15 protein-coding genes and 1 tRNA gene are annotated in these 20,194 nt (G+C 32.7%); 10 read left to right on the top strand and 6 right to left on the bottom strand.

The window, feature by feature from the left end:
• Nucleotides 1-11 precede the first annotated feature (11 nt).
• Complete coding sequence (locus tag ACFQ1Q_RS02765; RefSeq protein WP_386127753.1) at nucleotides 12-1,043, top strand: redoxin domain-containing protein; 1,032 nt, start codon at nucleotides 12-14, stop codon at nucleotides 1,041-1,043.
• An 84-nt stretch (nucleotides 1,044-1,127) separates the two neighbouring features.
• Here ACFQ1Q_RS02765 and ACFQ1Q_RS02760 read toward each other — a convergent pair whose 3' ends face one another.
• Both ACFQ1Q_RS02760 and ACFQ1Q_RS02755 read right to left on the bottom strand, forming a co-directional pair.
• Nucleotides 1,128-2,165: a LamG domain-containing protein gene (locus tag ACFQ1Q_RS02760; protein WP_386127751.1), complete on the bottom strand. Its 1,038-nt coding sequence runs from the start codon at nucleotides 2,163-2,165 to the stop codon at nucleotides 1,128-1,130.
• A gap of 467 nt (nucleotides 2,166-2,632) precedes the next feature.
• A tRNA-Phe gene (locus ACFQ1Q_RS02755) sits at nucleotides 2,633-2,705 on the bottom strand.
• Between the two features lie 107 nt (nucleotides 2,706-2,812).
• On the opposite strand from ACFQ1Q_RS02755, the gene ACFQ1Q_RS02750 reads away from it, so the two are divergent.
• The 6 genes from ACFQ1Q_RS02750 (at nucleotide 2,813) to ACFQ1Q_RS02725 (ending at nucleotide 10,742) form a co-directional block, all read left to right on the top strand.
• A complete protein-coding gene (locus ACFQ1Q_RS02750) occupies nucleotides 2,813-3,541 on the top strand; it encodes a type III pantothenate kinase (protein WP_386127749.1) in 729 nt (242 codons plus the stop codon).
• On the top strand, nucleotides 3,541-4,866 hold the full coding sequence (locus tag ACFQ1Q_RS02745; protein ID WP_386127747.1) for a hypothetical protein: 1,326 nt from the start codon (nucleotides 3,541-3,543) through the stop codon (nucleotides 4,864-4,866). The genes ACFQ1Q_RS02750 and ACFQ1Q_RS02745 overlap by 1 nt, the downstream gene beginning before the upstream one ends.
• 14 nt (nucleotides 4,867-4,880) lie before the next feature.
• On the top strand, nucleotides 4,881-6,287 hold the full coding sequence (locus ACFQ1Q_RS02740; RefSeq protein ID WP_386127745.1) for a hypothetical protein: 1,407 nt from the start codon (nucleotides 4,881-4,883) through the stop codon (nucleotides 6,285-6,287).
• Nucleotides 6,288-6,293: 6 nt separating this feature from the next.
• Complete coding sequence (gene lptC, locus ACFQ1Q_RS02735) at nucleotides 6,294-6,851, top strand: LPS export ABC transporter periplasmic protein LptC (protein WP_386127743.1); 558 nt, start codon at nucleotides 6,294-6,296, stop codon at nucleotides 6,849-6,851.
• A gap of 357 nt (nucleotides 6,852-7,208) precedes the next feature.
• A complete protein-coding gene (locus ACFQ1Q_RS02730; protein ID WP_386127741.1) occupies nucleotides 7,209-8,498 on the top strand; it encodes a hemolysin family protein in 1,290 nt (429 codons plus the stop codon).
• 99 nt (nucleotides 8,499-8,597) lie between these two features.
• A complete protein-coding gene (locus ACFQ1Q_RS02725) occupies nucleotides 8,598-10,742 on the top strand; it encodes a SurA N-terminal domain-containing protein (RefSeq protein ID WP_386127739.1) in 2,145 nt (714 codons plus the stop codon).
• Between the two features lie 55 nt (nucleotides 10,743-10,797).
• Here ACFQ1Q_RS02725 and ACFQ1Q_RS02720 read toward each other — a convergent pair whose 3' ends face one another.
• Nucleotides 10,798-11,706, bottom strand: a complete 909-nt coding sequence (locus tag ACFQ1Q_RS02720; RefSeq protein WP_386127737.1) for a GYDIA family GHMP kinase — start codon at nucleotides 11,704-11,706, stop codon at nucleotides 10,798-10,800.
• On the bottom strand, nucleotides 11,706-13,007 hold the full coding sequence (locus tag ACFQ1Q_RS02715) for a hydroxymethylglutaryl-CoA reductase, degradative (RefSeq protein WP_386127735.1): 1,302 nt from the start codon (nucleotides 13,005-13,007) through the stop codon (nucleotides 11,706-11,708). The genes ACFQ1Q_RS02720 and ACFQ1Q_RS02715 overlap by 1 nt, the downstream gene beginning before the upstream one ends.
• A gap of 150 nt (nucleotides 13,008-13,157) precedes the next feature.
• Between ACFQ1Q_RS02715 and ACFQ1Q_RS02710 the strand changes: the two genes are divergently transcribed.
• The 3 genes from ACFQ1Q_RS02710 (at nucleotide 13,158) to ACFQ1Q_RS02700 (ending at nucleotide 17,598) form a co-directional block, all read left to right on the top strand.
• Nucleotides 13,158-15,344 (top strand): S9 family peptidase, encoded by a 2,187-nt coding sequence (locus ACFQ1Q_RS02710; RefSeq protein ID WP_386127733.1) that lies wholly within the window; start codon nucleotides 13,158-13,160, stop codon nucleotides 15,342-15,344.
• Nucleotides 15,345-15,376: 32 nt separating this feature from the next.
• Nucleotides 15,377-16,969: a peptide MFS transporter gene (locus tag ACFQ1Q_RS02705; protein ID WP_386127731.1), complete on the top strand. Its 1,593-nt coding sequence runs from the start codon at nucleotides 15,377-15,379 to the stop codon at nucleotides 16,967-16,969.
• Nucleotides 16,970-17,049: 80 nt separating this feature from the next.
• The gene (locus ACFQ1Q_RS02700; protein WP_386127729.1) at nucleotides 17,050-17,598 is read left to right on the top strand and encodes a thioredoxin family protein; all 549 of its coding nucleotides are present in this window, start codon (nucleotides 17,050-17,052) and stop codon (nucleotides 17,596-17,598) included.
• Here the strand turns inward: ACFQ1Q_RS02700 and ACFQ1Q_RS02695 are convergent, their stop codons facing one another.
• Entirely contained in the window at nucleotides 17,599-19,635 is a 2,037-nt protein-coding gene (locus tag ACFQ1Q_RS02695; protein ID WP_386127727.1) for a ComEC/Rec2 family competence protein, read from the bottom strand. It lies immediately after the preceding gene.
• Nucleotides 19,636-19,662: 27 nt separating this feature from the next.
• Nucleotides 19,663-20,187 (bottom strand): C40 family peptidase, encoded by a 525-nt coding sequence (locus tag ACFQ1Q_RS02690; RefSeq protein WP_386127725.1) that lies wholly within the window; start codon nucleotides 20,185-20,187, stop codon nucleotides 19,663-19,665.
• Nucleotides 20,188-20,194 lie beyond the last annotated feature (7 nt).

Here is a 20,194-nt window from a genome sequence, read left to right as displayed (position 1 = left end):
AACTTATAATCATGAAGCAAAAAATATCACAACAGGAACAATTTATTTATCTCATTCTCTTATTCGTTTTAGTACTATTTCTATCATGGGTGACTGCATGCACCACGGACAAGGAGAAATTTGTTTTAACAGGCAAAACAAAGGGTATTGATGATGGAGATAAAATGTATCTTAGATATAATAATAAAACAATAGATTCTGCAATCATTGAAGATAATAATTTTATGTTTTCTACCAAACTGGACACAACGCCAGTACAGCTATTGGTCCACGACAAAACTTTGAAAAATTACAGGTTTTTTTGGGCAACGGACAATAGCATGACATTTGATGCATCTAAAACAGATTTTAAAACGGCTCCTATTACTGGCTCAGCGCCTGAGACTCTAACTATGTTTTTAAGGCAAAAAATTAAAGGATTAGAAAGGGAAGAACGTCTCGAAGTTGAAAAAGAATTTGTTAAAAACAACCCCAATAGTATTGTAAGTATCTCTATACTTGATGTCTATACTACTACTTGGGGAAAGCAACAAACACAAAAGTTGTTTGAGCCAATGTCCACGCAAAACAAAGAATCAGAGTTTGGGCGAAATGTGGCAAATTACTTGTCCTTAAACAAACAACCTAAAATTGGAGATAGCTATGTTGATTTTACCTCAAAAGATACAGATGGGAATGAAAAGAGCCTGTCTGATTTTGAGGGGAAAACAGTGCTGTTGGAGTTTTGGGCATCTTGGTGTTCACCTTGCCGTAAAGAAAACCCGAACTTGGTAAAAACTTACAAGAAGTATAAACCTCTCGGTTTTGAAATCTTTGCCGTCTCACAAGACGGTAAAAAGGATAGTTGGTTAAAGGCTATTGAACAAGATAGTCTTCCATGGTATCACGTATCAGATTTCAAAGGAGGAAAAGATGATGCCTCTATGATTTATGGTATCAATGGCATTCCTGATAATTTCTTGATTTCTAAGGATGGCAAAATCATAGGACGAAACCTGAGAGGAGAAGAATTGGATAAGAGACTTGAAGACATTTTAAATTGAGAAATGTAAATCCTATTAAGCTATGAGTTCAAGAAATAAAAGCTATCCTTCTGGATAGCTTTTATTTTATATTAATTAATCGTTCTAATTATTAATTAATAAATCAACATCCTGCGCACTTAGAGTTCTGTTGTAGATAAAAATGTCGTCGATAGCGCCGTCCAAGTAATTAGCAGATCCCCAGCCACCTATATGTAGTATTGTGTTTGTCCAAAGATTATCCTCATTCATGGTTGTCTCGTTGACAACAACACCGTTGACATAAGTCGTCCATTTTAGATTGGGATCTTTTGTGATGGTTACATGAGACCATTGATTTTTTGGTAATAATATTTCATCATACACTTGTAGAGTAGTTGTAGTCGTACTGCTATAAAATAGTTTTAATTCAACATTATTTGCATCAAATGAGGTGGTTTCAAGAAACAGATTTTGCGCGGCCGCTGTACCTTTTCCGATAATAAATCCATCATTCTTTGGATTTACCCAAAGGCCAATGCTAAAAGCACTGTTATTTTGAATTCCGTTCGAAGGGAAATTGATGTTGCTAATTGTATTTTCAAAATCATATGCGTTTCCAAATACACCAGTAATTATATTTGGTAAATCACCGTTTTGAAATGTGGCATCTATTCCATTTATAGACGAGTCTGAGCAAATATCGTTTATTGTGTTATCATTGCGGTAGTGGGCTACAAGTTCTTGTTCAGACGGTCTAATGTCGGTAAGGTTTACAGTTATCTGTACAGTACTGGACTGAGAACCATTACTTATTGTAACATCTGACGTTATCGTTGTGTTCAGTTCATAATCAAATGCACTGACATTATTAACAAATAGCTCACCAGATGCTTCACTAATTCGTATAGCGTTTACATTGCTTTGGTTGTTTAAAATAAAGGTAAGGTCTAAGTTTTGGGTATCTGTAGCCAAAACGGAACCTATACTTTGATTAGGTAGCGGATTCTCGACAATAGTGAACATTTGGTTTTCGGCGATAGGTGGATCAATTGGAATTAGGGTGTCGTCATCATTGCTACAGCCAATCAATAGTGCATAAATTAAAATCAATGCAATGCTGTGCTCAAGGTTAAGCTCATTTGAAAAATTAATAATTTTCATAATAAATATAATTTAGATTTAAGAGTTTAATATTAAAATTATATTTAAGTATTTGTACTACCTGAAATAGGTGGGATTCAATTAATCAAAGGTCAAAGTATTTATTAATTTTCAATTAATAGTTAGTTTTCATCTTTAATGGGCATCTATTGAAGTAATGTTTTCTGTAAATGAATTTTTTTTTTTTTCATGGATAGTAGGTTTTAGGTTTATATAATTCTTCATCTAGTTAAAAAGTATTTATAGGCAATAGTTCCGTAAATAATTCTATGGTCCTAAAGTATTTGTGTTATTTTAATTGGGGCATATCGAAGCTGTGAAAAACATGAGAAACTTGATTCTTATCGCTTGCATAAATTTCAAATCCAAATTGTAGTGATTTTATAATTTGAATATTTTAGTGTCTCTATAACTGTCTCTTAAAAACTAAAAAACCCTGTAAATCAAATGTTTACAGGGTTTAAAAGTGGTGCCTCCAGGAATCGAACCAGGGACACAAGGATTTTCAGTCCTTTGCTCTACCAACTGAGCTAAGGCACCAGTTTACTTCATTACTGAAGCGGGTGCAAATATAAATTCATTTTTAGTTTTACCAAAAAGATTTTTGTAAAATTTACTTTTATAAATTTGTGTTTTCCTAAATGCCTATGAATCTTATAATAGACGTTGGTAATACACGTGTAAAATTTGCTGTTTTCAGTGAGAATAATCTTATTTGGAAGCATAATTTTAGTTTAAATGACTTTAAAAAAGAATTTAAAACAACTAGAAAGCAATTTCCAGAATTAAAACAAGCCATTGTATCTTCCGTAGGTCGATTGCAAGAACAAGAGATATCCTCAGTTAAAAAGCACTTAAAGCTTTTACAATTAAACGCTTCAACCAAAATACCGTTTCAAAATAATTACGAAACACCTACTACATTAGGTGTAGACAGAATTGCACTTGTTAGTGCTTCAATATTAGGTTTTAGCAACTCAGATGTTTTAATCATAGATGCAGGTACTTGTATAACTTATGACTTTATAACTTCAAAGAATATCTATTTAGGTGGTGCTATATCTCCTGGTATTCGTCTAAGATATATGGCACTAAATAATTTAACAGCAAATTTACCGTTATTAGAAACTGAAGTTCCTACAGAAATTATAGGTACTTCTACAAAAGCATCAATTCACTCGGGTGTAATCTTTGGAACAGTCAATGAGATTGATGGTGTAATTGAAAAATACAGGGAAAAATATTCAGATTTAACAGTTATTTTAACAGGTGGAGATGCTAAAATGTTGTCTAAACAATTAAAAAGTAGCATATTTGCCAACTCGGATTTTCTGCTTGAAGGTCTAAATTATATTCTGGAATTTAATTCATTATAATGATTAAAAAATCTGTTGTAGTTCTTATAGCAATAGCTAGCTCATTTTCATATGCTCAGCAAGGAACAGCTTCCCCTTATTCTTTTTATGGAATAGGAAGTTTAAAATTTAAAGGCACAGTAGAGAGCCGCGGAATGGGAAGTATTGGTTCTTATATTGATAGTTTACACATTAACCTAAGAAATCCTGCATCTTACGCAGGCAAAAATTTAGAAGCTACACCTTATGATGGTGAGAGTAGACCAGTTAAATTTTCTGTTGCTGGAACATTTACAGACCTTACTTTAAAAAGTAATACAGAATCTCAAAGCACAAGTAGCTCAGGTTTTGATTATCTAGCAGTTTCTATTCCTTTAGGAAAATTTGGAGCAGGTTTTGGCTTAATACCTTTTACTTCTGTAGGCTACAAACTTCAAGACACAAACCCATTAGAAAATGATAGAGTAGATTATAGATATGAAGGTGAAGGTGGACTTAACAAAGCTTTTTTTAGTTTAGGTTATTTAGTTACCGACGAATTATCTGTTGGTATCGACGCCAATTATAATTTTGGTAACACGCAAAATGATGCTATTCAGTTTGTTTATGATACAAATGGTAATCTTGTGCAATTTGCAACGAGAGAAAATAACCGTTCAGATTTAAGTGGTCTAAATTTTAATTTTGGTGCAGCTTACAGAACTAAAATCACGAATAAATTAGAATTATCTGCAACAGCGACCTATGCACCAGAAAGTAAACTTAATTCTATTAACGAAAGGTCTATTTCTACAGTAATCGTTTCTGCACTAGGAGATGAGTTTGAACAAAATACAATTGATGTCGATTTAGGAAACCGAGAAGAAACAGAATTATCGTTACCCAACAGATTATCTTTAGGTCTTGGTTTAGGGCAAACATCAAAATGGTTTATTGGTGCAGAATATGTTTCTCAAAATACAAGTGTTTTTCAAAATCCATTATTAGATTCAACAATTAATAATACAACCTTTGAAAATGCATCTTCATTTGCAATTGGTGGTTTTTATTTACCTAACCATCGTTCGCTCTCAAGTTACTTCAAAAGAGTGGTTTATCGTGCTGGAGTCCGTTTCGAAAACACAGGTCTCGTAGTTAATAACGAGTCTATAAACGAGTTTGGCATATCTTTTGGACTAGGATTACCAATCGGACCACAAACAGGATTGTTTTCGGAAGTAAATCTTGGTTTTGAGTATGGACAAAGAGGCACAAAAGACCAAAATTTAATTCAAGAAGACTTTTTCAATTTCAACGTAAGTTTATCCTTAAGTGATAGATGGTTCAAAAAAAGAAAATATAACTAACAAAATTTAAAATGATGAAGACGAAAATTACATTACTACTTTTAGCTTTAGTTGTTGGCTTTAACACCAGTTACAGTCAGCAAAATGAGGAGTGTATGAACAATCTGTCTATATTTAGTTCTTACGCTAAAAACAAAAAGTTTGATGAAGCTTATGATGCTTGGAAAATAGTACGCACAAAATGTCCAGGTTTTAACCAATTGGTTTACGCTGATAGCAAAAAGAATGGTGGCGGACAGAATATTTTAGAGCATAAAATAGATAATTCTACGGGTGCAGAAAAAGTAGCATTTATTAAAGACTTATTGAAATTATACGAAGAGTATAATCAATATTACGCATCTAAATTTCCAAAGGGTGAAATGTTATCAGAAATGGGTAAGCTATCTTATAAATATAAAAAAGATTTAGGTGTATCTACTGCTGAAGTTTATAATATTTTCGACCGAGCATATAAGGAAGATTTAAAAAACTTCGATGACCCTAATGCATTATATACATACTTTACTTTAAAAGTTGAAATGTACGATGCAGGTGCTAAATCTATAGAAGATACACAATCACTTTTTGACAAGTATGATGATATCAATGAGAAAATTGAAGCTGAAGTAAATAAAGCAACTGAAAAGCTAAACAGCTATGTTAAAAAAGAGGAAGCTGGTACAGAATTGACTAAAAAAGAAGGTCAGTATAAAAGATATTATACTCAAATATTAAATGCTTTTGATACGGTTTCAGAAAGTTTAGACGGTATTGTAAACGAAAGAGGAACATGTGAAGTCTTAATTCCTATCTATCAAAAGAATTTTGAAGAGAACAAAAACGATGCACAGTGGTTACAACGTGCAATGAACAAAATGGGGCAAAAAGATTGTACTGATGACCCAATGTTTGAAAAATTGGTTGCTCAAAAAAATACAGTTGAGCCAGATGCAACTACAGCATACTATTTAGGTGTATTAAATGAGAAAAAAGGAGACAATGCTGCTGCAGAAAAATATTATGCGCAAGCTGAGCAATTAGAAACTGACCCATTAAAAAAGTGGAAGTTTGTTTTCGCTAGAGCAGAAAAAAATAAAAAGAAAGGCGCTTATGCTAAAGCTAGAAGTTTATATAGAGAAGCCTTAAACTTAAACCCTTCAAAAGGCACACCGCACTTACGCATTGCAGCGATGTACGCATCTAGTGCAAATAACTGCGGAAATTCAGTTTACGAAAAAAGAGCGACCTATTGGGCAGCAGCTGATGAAGCAGCAAAAGCAGGTCGTGTAGATGGTAGATTAAAAAGTGCTGCAGCAAGAACTGTAGCAAGCTACGAAGCTACAGCTCCAGATAAAACAATGAATTTCTCCGAAGGTAAAAATGCTGGCGACCCAATTAAAATTGGATGTTGGATTGGTGTTACCACAAGAGTGAGATAATTAGTGTTGAAAACTAAAAAATTACATATCATTTTAAATACAGTCACAGCTTTAGTTGTGACTGTATTTTTTTCATGTAAAAACAACTTTAAAGATGTACAGCAAGTTGGCGTGTTGCAAAACGAACCTATTGGCATAGCAGATACTATCAATTTAAAGTACACAGATTCTTTTCAGCTTAGGGCAAATTTGCTCAGCCCAAAAATGTTAGATTTTTCTAATCGTAGTTTTTCATTTTCTGAGTTTCCTGATGGTATAGAACTACGCGTTTACGATGAGGCTCAAAACGAAAGCAAAATATTTGCAGACTACGCCATCATTTATAACGAAACAGATTTAATAGACCTTCGTGGTAATGTTATTTTAGCGACTTACAAAAATGACTCATTATTTACACCTCAAATGTATTTTAATCAAAAAACCAATTGGGTGTTTACCAATGAAGCCTGCCGATTAGTATCCGATGGTGCTGATTTAACAGGTCGTGGTTTTGACTCCGATAGAAATTTTGATAATCCATCACTGCTAGAGATTTCTGGCGATATAGATGTCAATACAGACTAAAGCTTCAATACTCATATTTACTTAATTTTGACCTGCAGTTGAGAAATCTTTTAACGATAATTATCGTTTGTATTTAGATTAAGTTCAATTTGATAAATCAACTTTTAAAAGTATTTCAATTAAAATTTGATGTACTTTTGTGCTATAATTATTTAACTTATGATTAAAGCGCTTAAAATTTTTCAGTATGTTTATATAATATTTGGAGTCCTTTTTATTTACGACGCCATAAGCAATTGGAACATCAACAGAAGCCGTAGCTATATATCTTTATTATTTGCTGCTTTGGCAGTTTTTATGTTTTTTTTTAGAAAACATTTTCGTAAAAAATTTGAAGACCGAAACAAAAAATAATATATGTCTACCGACGCTATAATTATTGTTGCTTCACTTTTACTCTCTGCCTTTTTTTCAGGTATGGAAATTGCCTATGTTTCTGCCAATAAAATACATATTGAATTAGAGAAAAAACAAGGAGATTTTTTAGGTAATCTTTTAACCAGACTTACTGCAAGACCATCAAAATATATTACCACAATGCTTATTGGTAATAATATTGCTTTGGTTATTTATGGTTTTAAAATGGGTGAGGTTTTGGTGCGTTGGTTTCAAGGATTTTTACCTTCAGATTATACCATCGTCAACTACTTGTTTAATGATTTACAATTGCTCTCGCAAACCATTATTTCAACAGTTGTAATTCTTTTAACGGCAGAATTTTTACCAAAAGTTTTTTTTCAAATTTATTCAAACCGATTATTAAAACTCTTCGCATTACCTGCGTATTTATTTTATTTGTTGTTTTCTCTAGTTTCTGAGTTTGTAATTCGTATTTCAGATTTTATTCTTAAAATATTCTTTAAAACTGAAGGCGATGCTATGGAATTAGCACTTACTAAAGTTGAACTTGGCAACTTTATTACAGAACAAATGGAATCGGTTGAAGAGCATGATGAGGTTGATAGCGAAATTCAAATTTTTCAGAATGCTTTAGAGTTTACTGAAGTAAAAGCGCGCGAAGTTATGGTGCCACGAACCGAGATTATGGCAATCGAAATTTCGGACTCAATTGAAAATCTTAGACAATTATTTGTAGATACAGGTTATACCAAAATTTTAGTGTATAAAAATTCGTTAGATGACATCTTGGGCTATGTGCACGCGTTTGAATTGTTTAAAAGGCCAAAGACCATAAAATCTATTTTAATAAAAGCTGTTTTTGTTCCTGAAACCATACTTATTAAAGACGTTTTAAGCCTTCTTACAAAAAAACGAAAAAGTATAGCTGTAGTTATTGACGAATATGGAGGAACATCTGGAGTAATGACTGTTGAAGATATTATTGAAGAATTGTTTGGCGAAATTGAAGATGAGCATGATAGTGTTGAGCTTACAGAAGAAAAGTTAGATGACAGCTCTTATAATTTTTCTGCAAGATTAGAGGTCGATTACATCAATGAAGTTTATAAAATAAATCTTCCAGAAAGTGAAGCTTACGAAACTTTAGGTGGATTAATTGTTAACCATACACAAGATATTCCTAAACTAGACGATACTATTATTATCGAAAATTTTAGATTTAAAATTACCGAGGTGTCTTCAACAAAAATAGATAGCGTTAACCTTAAAATACTTACCGAAGATTAATACCTCAAAACCGAACTAAAAAAGAAGCTTCTAGCTTTTATTATTTGGTTTAAAATGTTATTTTCGCACACTAATTTTTAACAAAATACATACCATAAAATGGCAGTTTTAAATAAAATAAGACAACGTTCGCTAGTATTAATCCTAGTAATTGCATTAGCATTATTTGCTTTTGTAATCGGTGACGTTTTTAGAAACTTAGACGGAAACGGTGCAACAGGAGATGTTGTTGCAACTGTAAATGGGCAGGACATTAAAAGAGAGCCTTTTATGTTAGCAGTGCAAAACCAACAACAACGTGTTGGTCCAAATGCATCAGATACGCAAATTAAAAATCAGGTTTATAACCAAGAGTTAGAGCGTATTATTATGTCTACAGAGTATGATAAACTAGGTCTTTCGGTTGAGCAAGATAAAATGCGCGAATTATTAAAAAATAATTTTAATTCGTACCCAGAGTTTCAAAATCAGGATAGCATTTTTGATGTCAATAGAATGAATGCGTTTATTGCAAACCTTAAAGACATTGCGCCACAACCTGCGCCATTGAGTACATTTTCAATTAACTACGCACAATGGACAAATAATGAGCAAGCTTTAGCTAGTAATGCACTAAGACAACAATATTACAATTTAATTAAAGCAGGTGTTAATTCTACTTTAGCAGAAGCTGAACGTGAGTACCTTAAAGATGCAGAGTCTGTAGATGTTAAGTATGTGCAAATTCCATTTTCTTCAATACCAGATAGTACAATAACCGTATCAGAATCTGATATTAAAGCTTACATGAAGAAAAATAAAAAAGCTTATACAGTAGACCAGACTCGCGAAGTATTGTTTGTGGAATTTAGAGAAGATGCATCAACGGAAGATGAAGATGCTTTAAAAGCAGAATTATTAGCATTGAGAAGCGATAAAGTAGAGTATAACGAAGTGTCAAAATCTACCGATACTGTTTTAGGTTTTGATAATGCAAAAAATATTGAAACGTTTGTAAACTCTAATTCAGATTTGAAATACGTAGAGGCGTATTCAAGATTATCTCAATTAGGTGACGCAAAAGATGGTTTGGCAGAAACCGAAGTTGGTGGCTATTTTGGTCCTTACAAAGACAACGGTTATTACAAATACTCTAAAGTTTTAGATAAAGCAGTAAAACCAGATTCTGTTAAGGTTCGTCATATTTTAATTCCATATGCTGGCGCAACAAGTGCAGCAGCTGATGTTACAAAAACAACTGAAGAAGCAAAGAAAACAGCTGATAGTATTTTAGGTGTGGTTAAAAACAATCGTTCAAAGTTTGTGGATTTATTAGATTTATCTTCTGATAAAGTTAGTAATGAAAAAGAAGGTGTCATCGAGTTTACATACAACCAAGGATTTGCTCCAGAATTTAAGAGCTATTCGTTTGATAATTCTAAAGGAGATATTGACGTTGTAGAAACAAGTTTTGGATATCACATTATTGAAATTTTAGACCAGTCTGGTTTTAACGAAACTTTAAAACTAGCAACAGTGGCACGTAAAATTGAGCCATCAGAAAAAACAATTGACGATGTGTTTAATGCAAAACAAAAATTTGAAATTGCAGTAGAGTCAGGTGATTTTACAGCATTAGCCGAAGAACGTAACTTAGCTGTAAAGCCAGTAACATTTAAGGAATTAGATGAAAACATTCCTGGTGTCGGTAGCCAAAGACAAGTAGTACGTTGGGCATTTAATGACGATACAGAAGTTGGAGATTATAAAAGCTTCCCTGTTGCAGGTTTAGGATTTATAGTTGTACAATTAGTAGATATCAATGAGGAAGGTTTAATGGACATGGAAAATGCAAAGGTTCCAGTTTCTATTGCCGTTAGAAAAGAGAAGAAAGCCGAAATGATAAAAAACAAAATTTCTGGCTCTACTTTAGCCGATATTGCAAGTAATCAAGGCCAGACTGTAAAAACAGCAAATGGCGTAAAAACGGCTAATACTACATTAACAGGAGCAGGAGCAGAGCCAAAAGTTGTTGGTGCCGCTGTAGGTTTACAACAGGGTCAAGTTTCTAAGCCAATTGTTGGTAACTCTGGTGTTTATGTAATTGAGGTAACTAAGCGAAACGAAGCTACAAAATTAGAAAATTACGCAGCAATTTTAGCGCGTCTTAATAACGCACGTAAAAATACGGTACAATCAAAAGTGTATACGGCGTTACAAGAATCTGCAGAGATTGAAGATAACAGAGCAAAAACAGTTTACTAAAAAGAAGTAAATATTTAGATAAAAAAAAAGACTTCGTTTAGCGAAGTCTTTTTTTTTATGCCTTTATCATTTGAGAATAAGGAATTATCGTTTTGTAACCTTTACTCTTAAAATAGACCTCAGGATTTTTTTCAGAAGTAACCATTACAAAATCTCCGCCCCAAGCGCCAAGACTTTTTATGGCACCTTTAAAGTCGCTAAACAATAAGTTTTTTATAGGTTTTTGACCTATAATTTTTGCAATAATCTCTTCGTGGGCAGTAATTAAACGGTCAAAAGATTCTATGTCATTGCAAGTAATTAAAGCTTCTGTTATAGCATTTATATCTTTTATTGGTTGTGTTAAGTCACCTTTAAAAGCTTTATACGTTTTTATGCCATCTCTACTATTTTGTTTCTGATTAAGATATACAAAATAAATATGGTCTCTAAAATAAGGTTTGAATTTTACTTCGGTAACATTTGGTTTATTTTCTGTTAATTGATAGATAATGGCGCTATCGGATTGAGCGCAAGCAATATCATATCCACTGCCTCCAAAAGTGAGTTCTAGTAATTCATAAGCATCGACATTTGCCCAACTTGCTAAATTATTAATTAAGGTTGAAGAGGTGCCCAATCCCCAAGTACGATTAAAATCTTGAGTAGTTTTAATATTATAACCAATATCAGAATCCAGAAAATTAGGATTCAATTGTTTAATGCTTTTAAAAATCTGAATTAAGCGTTCAGAAACTTGATTATCTGATTTAATACTATCCGAAAAAATCGCAGAAATAGAAAATACATCTTGAAACCAAATGGCGTGTGTTTCATTGTAACTTTCCCAAGAAATTATAGGTTTGTCGATTTTTTCAACAATCAAGGATTGTCCAAATTGTGTCGGCAACGCTAAAGCTTTAGCACCATCGAGAACCAAATATTCGCCAGTTAAAAGAAGTTTACCGTTGCTTTTAAATTCCATTAAGCTCTCAATTTTTCAATAGCCTCAACAACAGCACTGTGCGTTACCGTGTTACTTTTAAAATGATTTACTAAGTGTTTTCTTTCGGTCTCTGTAGCTTCAAATTGATTGAGAATATTCATCAAATGCATTTTCATATGACCTTGCTGTATACCTGTAGTCGTCAGAGATTTTAAAGCTGCAAAATTTTGCGCCAATCCGGCAACAGCTACAATTTTCATTAAATCTTTAGCAGATGGTTTTCCTAACATTTGCAAAGCAAACTTCACCAATGGGTGTAAACTTGTTAAACCGCCAACAGTTCCAAGTGCTAATGGAATTTCTAGCCAAAAACAAAACTCATCATTATCAATTTTACAATGTGTTAAGCTTGTATAATGTTGCCCTTTTGAAGCATAAGCATGTACGCCTGCTTCAATAGCTCTAAAGTCATTTCCTGTGGCCAAAACAACTGCGTCAATACCATTCATAATGCCTTTGTTATGTGTTACGGCACGATGAGGTTCTACTTCTGCAATAGCGACAGCTTGTTTAAATTTTTCTGCAAAAGCTTCAGGATTTGGGATGTCTTTATCTTTTAAATCTTCAATTTTGCATCGCACTTCTGCACGTACCAAACATTGTGGCACGTAATTAGATAAGATGCTCATCACAATATTTAAATTTTGAATATTATGAGTTTCAGCTTCAGCTTTAAAAGTTTCTGCAAATTGCTCCAAACAAGAATTGATGAAGTTTGCACCCATCGCGTCAAGTGTTTCAAAAGTGGCGTGAAGCTGATAATAATTAGCAAGTACATTTGTTTTGTCTCGTAGTTCAATATCTAAAATTCCGCCACCACGACGTTCCATATTTTTCGTAATTGGCGAGGCATCTGCAATTAATTTCGGTTTTAAAGCTTCAAAATAACGCTGTAAATCTTCTTTGTTTCCAGAATAAGTAAAATGCACCTGACCGATTTTTTCGGTAGAAATGACTTCAGCTTTAAATCCACCACGGTTATACCAATATTTTGCTGCTTTACTCGCCGCAGCAACTACTGAGCTTTCTTCAATTGCCATTGGTATAGTGTAAAGGCTGTCATTGATTAAAAAATTTGGAGCAACACCAAGCGGCAAATAGAAATTACTAATGGTGTTTTCAATAAATTCGTCATGTAATTTCTGGAGTTTATAGTCAGAATTAAAATACTGCGTCACAGTTTTTCGAGATGCTTCATCGTTATTGAAATAGGTGTCTAAAATCCAATCGATTTTTTCGGCTTTGGTAAGTTTAGAAAATCCAGAAATGGTGTTATGCATAACAATTTTTTAATTTGAAACACAAAGATACTAGGATTGGTACAATATGTGTTGCATCATCGATAATATTGCCGATTTACTGTTAATAATTCGTGTTTTTTGCATAATTTTTAGTAAACTTGGCCTTGTTCTATTAAAAACAAAATGTTAATGAAAATCTCCCGCATCTTTGCCATTGTTGGTTTTTTAGTTACAAGCTTGGTAACTGCTCAAAATAAAGAAATTACATTAGAAGAAATTTGGAATGGCACCTTTAGAACCGAAGGCATGCAAGCCTTACACTCCATGAATAATGGAAAACAATATTCGGTTTTAAATTTTGACAGGTCAACACGTACAAGCTCTATTGATATTTACGATTACAAAACTTTAAAAAAGGTTGAAACTTTAGTCAATTCTTCTAATCTTAATGATGTACAAGCTTTTTTTGATTATAGTTTTAGTAAAGACGAATCAAAAATTTTATTAACGACACAGTCGCGCCCAATTTTTAGACGCTCAACCTTAGGCGAATATTTTGTTTACGATAGAAAAACAAATACAGCAACAAAACTTTCTGATAGGTTAGTTCAAGAACCAACGTTTTCTCCAGATGGAAATAAAGTGGCTTACGGTTTTGAAAATAATTTATACGTGAAGGATTTAATTAAAGGCGAAACAAAACAAATCACGTTTGATGGTAACAAGAATAGTATCATCAATGGTATTACAGATTGGGTTTATGAAGAAGAATTTTCATTTGTGCGCGCCTTTGATTGGAATGCAAATAGTAATAAAATAGCGTTTATACGTTTTGATGAATCTGAAGTCCCAGAATTTTCAATGGACGTTTACGGTTCAGATTTATACCAAACACAACAAGTATTTAAATACCCAAAAGCTGGTGAAACAAATTCTAAAGTATCTCTGCATTTGTATGATTTAGAAACTGAAAAATTATCTGAAATAAAAGTCGGTAAAACTTATAACGATTTTTATATCGCAAGGTTAAACTGGTCTAACGATGCTGATATTTTAAGTGCGCAATACATGAATCGTCATCAAAACGAATTGGATTTATGGATGATAAATACTCAAAATAACACTTCAGATTTGGTATTAGCCGAGAAAGATAAGGCATACGTTGATGTGACTTTCAATTTAACGTTTCTCGAAGACAATAGCTTTATTTGGACGAGTGAGAAAGATGGTTACAACCATATTTATCACTACGACAAAAGCGGAAAGTTAATTAATCAAGTGACCAACGGTAACTGGGAAGTTACCGATTATTATGGTTTTGATGAAGACTCAAATACCATTTTCTATCAATCTGTAGAGAACGGTTCTATAAATAGAGATGTGTATTCCATCAAATTAAACGGAAAAAATAAAAAGCGATTAACGCAAAAAGACGGAACAAACAATGCGTCTTTTAGTGCGGACTTTACGTATTTTATCAATACACATTCAAGCGCAAATTCCCCACAAGAATATACACTTCATGATGCTAAATCTGGTAAATTGATAAAATCAATAAAAGATAATAGTGACTTAGTAGAAATGCTAAAAGATTATAAATTATCAAAAAAAGAATTTAGTACACTTTCAGTTAATGGTAATGAACTAAACATGTGGATGATTAAACCAGAGGATTTTGACCCTAATAAAACATATCCATTATTTATGTATCAATATTCTGGTCCAGGTTCACAACAAGTAGCAAACCGTTGGAATGGTGCTAACGATTATTGGTACCAGTATTTGGCGCAACAAGGCTACATCGTGGCTTGTGTGGACGGAAGAGGAACTGGTTACAAAGGTGCTGATTTTAAAAAAGTAACTCAAAATGAATTAGGTAAGTACGAAGTTGAAGACCAAATTGAAGCGGCTAAAAAATTAGGAAATCTACCATATATCGATGAAGAACGTATCGGAATTTGGGGTTGGAGCTACGGTGGTTTTATGAGCAGTAATGCATTGTTTAAAGGTAACGATGTGTTTACAATGGCAATCGCGGTTGCACCAGTCACAAGCTGGCGTTTTTACGATAGTATTTACACGGAGCGTTATATGACGACTCCTCAAGAAAATTCTAGTGGTTACGACGAGAATTCGCCAATAAATCATGTAGATAAGCTAAAAGGCGATTTTTTATTAATTCACGGAACAGGCGATGATAATGTCCATGTGCAAAATACAATGCGTATGGTTGAAGCTTTAGTACAAGCTAATAAGCAATTTGAATGGATGATTTATCCAGATAAAAATCATGGCATCTACGGCGGAAATACCCGTTTGCATTTATATACAAAAATGACAAACTTTATCAACAAAACTTTGGGTGATAAAAAATAATTAAATAAAACACTAACTAAATACAATTATATATGGAATTTAAATTTGGAGGCTCGGAAATTAATCAGAAGACAGTATTAGGTCATCCATCAGGCTTATTTGTACTGTTTTTTACAGAAATGTGGGAACGTTTTTCTTACTACGGAATGCGTGCACTTTTGGTGTTATTCTTAACAGCTGCTATCCTTGGTGAAGGTGGTTGGGGTTGGGAACGTTCTGAAGCATTACTCCTCTATGGATGGTACACAGGATTGGTTTACATAACACCAATTATAGGTGGTTTTATAGCAGATAAATTTACAGGTTATAGAAAAGCTGTTGTACTCGGTGCGTTGTTGATGACTTTAGGTCATGCATCAATGGCACTAGAAGTTTCAGCAGATATGTTTTTCTACATAGGTTTAGGGTTATTAATTATTGGAAATGGTTTATTTAAACCAAATATTTCTTCAATTGTTGGTCAATTGTACAAATCTCAAGGAAAAGAGAAAGATGCTGGTTATACAATTTTTTATATGGGAATTAATGCAGGAGCATTTTTAGGTATTCTTTTATGTGGTTATATAGGAGAGTCAGTAGGTTGGCATTATGGTTTTGGATTAGCAGGTATTTTTATGTTCTTTGGGATGTTGCAATTTTATTTCGCTCAGAAAATATTTGGAAATATAGGTTTATCTCCAAAAGATGCTGAAGATTTTGATGATGCAATTGAGGATTCTCTAGAAGATACAAAAGATGCAATTGAGGCTGTCGCAGAACATGCTTCTAAATCTAAAATAACAGCAGACCGATTAAAAGTTATTGGTGTATTTTCATTTTTTACTATTTTCTTCTGGTGGGCATTTGAGCAAGCTGGTGGTTCCATGACTATTTTCGCAGCTGATTATACAGACCGTGTTTTAACAGGTGATGGCGCAACGACTTTTAAAGTATTCAATACTGTTTTAACTGTCGTTCCAATGTTGATTATTACATGGGTTTTAGCGATGTTGTTTAAGCAAACATTTGCTAAATATGCTGTTTCTAACATATTATTAGGAACAAGTTTTGTAATTATTTGGGGAATTGTAATTTGGATGTTAGTAAGAGAATTCAGTGCTGAAGTTGCAGAAGTAAAAGCTTCATGGTTTGGGATTTTAAATTCATTCTTTATTATTGCATTTGCTCCTTTATTTTCTAAAGTTTGGGAAAGTAAGTACAATCCTTCTGGTCCAGTAAAATTTGCTATCGGACTGATTCTTCTGGGTCTAGGTTTTGGTATTTTAGCTTACGGTTCTATGGGAATTCCATTAGGAGCTAAAACAGCATCTGTAAGTATGATTTTCTTAGTGTTAGCATATTTATTACATACGCTTGGAGAATTGTGTGTATCTCCAGTGGGCTTGTCCTACGTAAGTAAGTTAGCGCCGTTAAAATTAGTAGGTATGATGTTCGGTATTTGGTTTGTAGCAAACTTTATTGCAAACCTAACAGCTGGCTGGACAGGTAGCTATATTGACCCAATAGTTGAAGAATACGGTATGGCAACGTTCTTCTTAATATTTACAGCTATTCCTGTAGCAGCAGGTATAATAATGCTAATTTTAAATAGAACTTTAATTAAAATGATGCATGGCATTAGATAATCATTTACAAAATTCAAAACGCTCCTTTTGGAGCGTTTTGAATTTTGTAAGTTTGGCAAACTAATTGCTACATATAAATTATGAAAAAACTAATATTTGGAGCGTTTGTTTTATTATTATCGCTCAACGTATCGGCACAAAAAATTAATTGGGTAACTATGGAAAAAGCCCAAGAACTTCAGAAAAAAGAACCGCGTAAAATTATTATGGATGTATACACTGTTTGGTGTGGTCCGTGTAAAATGTTAGATAAAAATACGTTTGGAAATCCAGACGTAGCAAACTACATTAATAAAAATTACTACGCCGTTAAATTTAATGGAGAAGGAAATGAAGAAGTTACTTTTAAGGGCAATACTTTCACAAACCCTAATTATGACCCTGCAAAAGCAAATCGTAGAAATGCACCCCATCAATTTGCATCTTATTTGCAAGTTAGAGCTTATCCTACTATGGTGTTCTTTGACGAAGACTTAAATGTTATTGCTCCAATTTCGGGGTATTTAGTGCCAAAACAAATCGAAATTTATTTAAAGCTTTTTGCAACAAACAAGCATAAAGAAGTGGTTACAAAGGAAGATTGGACTAAGTATCAAACAGAGTTTAAACATACGTTTAAAACAAAGTAATTAGTCAGATTTTAATACAAATGCTCCCTTTTCAAATGTACTATGAAAAGGGATATTTTTATGCTCGCAAGTTGCTTTCCAACGTTTAACATAAGATTTGTAATTGCTAGCATCAGCAATTATAAGTTGAGGTTTTATACTATCAATTAATCGATTGAGATTTATTTTTGGCGAATCTTTCAATAGTATATAACTAGGTTGAAAGCTTTTAATTTCATAAACTCCTAAACTATCTACTATTAAAAATATCTCATCATCAAATTTATAGACAGTACTTAATTTTTTGTTAGATACTTCAGATGTAAAATTAGCAACCGCATAATTTTTAATTGATTTATTCTTGTTTATTTCATCAGTATCAAGATTGTGAAATAACAATAAAGATGAATTTGATTTTTCACTAATAATAGTAGCACGGGTTTTATTAAAAATTACAAACTCGCTATAATTGTTTTTATTCTTTGTGTATATTAAAACAACTGAAAACGCTAAAATGCTTATTAAAGAAAATTGTAACGCTTTCAATGATTTTTGTTTCCATAAGTAAATTAAGCTTGTTATAAATAGATAACTAGCAAAAATGTGGTATATACTAAACGAAATATCTCTAAGTAGAAAGTTTTCAAATTGAGCAACCCAAGCTATAAACCCGTTTAAACTTTCAATAACAGTATTAAAAGCTTTCGCAAGAAATTCTGGGAGTAAATCTAGAAGCGAAAGAAAAATAATTAAAATTCCAAAGCCTAAAATCAAACCTAAAAATGGTATGATTACTAAATTTGAAAGAAAAAATAATCCCGGAAACTGATGAAAGTAGAATAAGCTAATTGGTGCTACACCAGCTTGCGCAGCCAATGTAACTGTGAAAATTTGCCAAAACTTATCAATAAGCCAAAAGCGTGGTTGCCAGAGTTTATAAATTAAAGGTTGTATTGTAACAATTGCCAAAACCGCCAAATAACTCATCTGAAAACCTACATCAAATAAATATATAGGTTTAATGAGTAGAAGTATAAAAGCTGAAATTACAAGGGTGTTTATGATATTTTTAGGTCTTTTGTAAAAATCTGCAAATGCTATAATACTGAACATCGTTACCGCACGAGTCACAGAAGGTGACAACCCTGCAATAAAAGCAAAAGCCCAAAGAATTAATATAATTAAGATAGGCTTTATAAAAAATTTACCATGCCTTAAACGATGCAAAGGTTTTAATAAAAAACTTAGAATTAAGTAAATAATACCGACATGCAATCCAGAAACAGCAAGTATATGTATCGTACCTGCGTTGACATAATTATTATAGGTTTCTTCACTGATATCTTGTCGTTGTCCAAGTAAAAGTGCATTGATAATTGATAATGTTTCTGAAGAAAAGTTTTGTTGCTTTAATTTAATGTTGACCTTGTTTCTAAACGCATCTGCATAACCATATACAGATGTTGGTGTAGATTTAAGCAAAATAATTTCAGAAGAATTTAAATAAGCTTGGTGGTAAATATTTCGCTCTTTTAAATAACCATTGTAATCAAATTGATTGGGGTTTTTAGGCTTTACGACTTCCAATAATTGAGTATTTGCAAACAGAATGTCATCTATTTTAATAGTTTCAAAAATTGAATCTTTTTTAAAATTGATTAATAATTTCCCTGAAACCGATTTATTATTTAAGCTTTCAATTACTGCAATGAATTTGTAATTGTAGTTGTCGGGTTTTAAGCGTTCTTTTATTCTTAATGTAAAATCTTGGTAAACTTCATAATTAATATCTGAGTTTGTGTAGTGAGATTTTTGATGGGTGTCATCATAAAGTTTAGACCTTATAAATCCGATACTTATAAAAATTAATAGCGCAAAAACTCCAAATGTGCGAGATGCGTATGTTCTCTTTAAAATGTGAACGGTTAGTAACCCAACCAAAAGAATACCAAAGACTGATAGTAGTATAGTTAATGAGATTTCAAAATAGAACCCTAGACAAATGCCGATTATAAGGCAAATTGTAAGTATAATAATATTGAAATTGAGCAACTTCATTACAGAAAGTTACTACAAAATTTTTATTTACAAATATCTACGTGCTTGTACGTAAGCCAAATACCAATATCTATTAGAAAGTTTTGAAATCATAACACCACGACTTGATGATGAGTGAATAAAGGAAAAATCATCATTTCTTACTTCAGTAACAATACCTACATGATTTACTTTTCTGCTATTTTTTTTGGTAGCAAAAAACACCAAATCACCCACTTCAATTTCTTTAATATCTACCCAACTTCCAGTTTTAGAAAGCGCTGAAGTAGTTCTAGGCATTATAATATCATGAGCTCCAAAAGAAGTGTAAATTAAGCCAGAGCAATCCATCCCTTTTTTAGTCGAGCCGCCATACTTGTATTTGGTACCTTCAAAACGTTTTGCGTATTCTACAATAGCTTCTGCTTCTTTTGAAACAGTTTTACTTGTATTTGTGGTTCGAGTTTTTGTGGTTCTAACAGGTTGTGGTTTATTGCGCTTTGTAGTTTTTTTTGATGCACCACAACTGCTTAATAATGCTAAAATAGAAAAGATGAGTAGGATTTTTTTCATAAATGTA

Source organism: Winogradskyella litorisediminis, assembly GCF_042675765.1.
Taxonomy (GTDB): Bacteria; Bacteroidota; Bacteroidia; order Flavobacteriales; family Flavobacteriaceae; genus Winogradskyella; species Winogradskyella litorisediminis.
This window is presented reverse-complemented; position numbering and strand designations above follow the sequence as displayed.

Coding starts and splice junctions, on each gene's coding strand:
- ACFQ1Q_RS02700 (WP_386127729.1), top strand. CDS start 17,050: ATGAAAAAACTAATATTTGGAGCGTTTGTTTTATTATTATCGCTCAAC.
- ACFQ1Q_RS02765 (WP_386127753.1), top strand. CDS start 12: ATGAAGCAAAAAATATCACAACAGGAACAATTTATTTATCTCATTCTC.
- ACFQ1Q_RS02750 (WP_386127749.1), top strand. CDS start 2,813: ATGAATCTTATAATAGACGTTGGTAATACACGTGTAAAATTTGCTGTT.
- ACFQ1Q_RS02710 (WP_386127733.1), top strand. CDS start 13,158: ATGAAAATCTCCCGCATCTTTGCCATTGTTGGTTTTTTAGTTACAAGC.
- ACFQ1Q_RS02725 (WP_386127739.1), top strand. CDS start 8,598: ATGGCAGTTTTAAATAAAATAAGACAACGTTCGCTAGTATTAATCCTA.
- ACFQ1Q_RS02690 (WP_386127725.1), bottom strand. CDS start 20,187: ATGAAAAAAATCCTACTCATCTTTTCTATTTTAGCATTATTAAGCAGT.
- ACFQ1Q_RS02745 (WP_386127747.1), top strand. CDS start 3,541: ATGATTAAAAAATCTGTTGTAGTTCTTATAGCAATAGCTAGCTCATTT.
- ACFQ1Q_RS02695 (WP_386127727.1), bottom strand. CDS start 19,635: ATGAAGTTGCTCAATTTCAATATTATTATACTTACAATTTGCCTTATA.
- ACFQ1Q_RS02730 (WP_386127741.1), top strand. CDS start 7,209: ATGTCTACCGACGCTATAATTATTGTTGCTTCACTTTTACTCTCTGCC.
- ACFQ1Q_RS02715 (WP_386127735.1), bottom strand. CDS start 13,007: ATGCATAACACCATTTCTGGATTTTCTAAACTTACCAAAGCCGAAAAA.
- ACFQ1Q_RS02705 (WP_386127731.1), top strand. CDS start 15,377: ATGGAATTTAAATTTGGAGGCTCGGAAATTAATCAGAAGACAGTATTA.
- ACFQ1Q_RS02740 (WP_386127745.1), top strand. CDS start 4,881: ATGAAGACGAAAATTACATTACTACTTTTAGCTTTAGTTGTTGGCTTT.
- ACFQ1Q_RS02720 (WP_386127737.1), bottom strand. CDS start 11,706: ATGGAATTTAAAAGCAACGGTAAACTTCTTTTAACTGGCGAATATTTG.
- ACFQ1Q_RS02760 (WP_386127751.1), bottom strand. CDS start 2,165: ATGAAAATTATTAATTTTTCAAATGAGCTTAACCTTGAGCACAGCATT.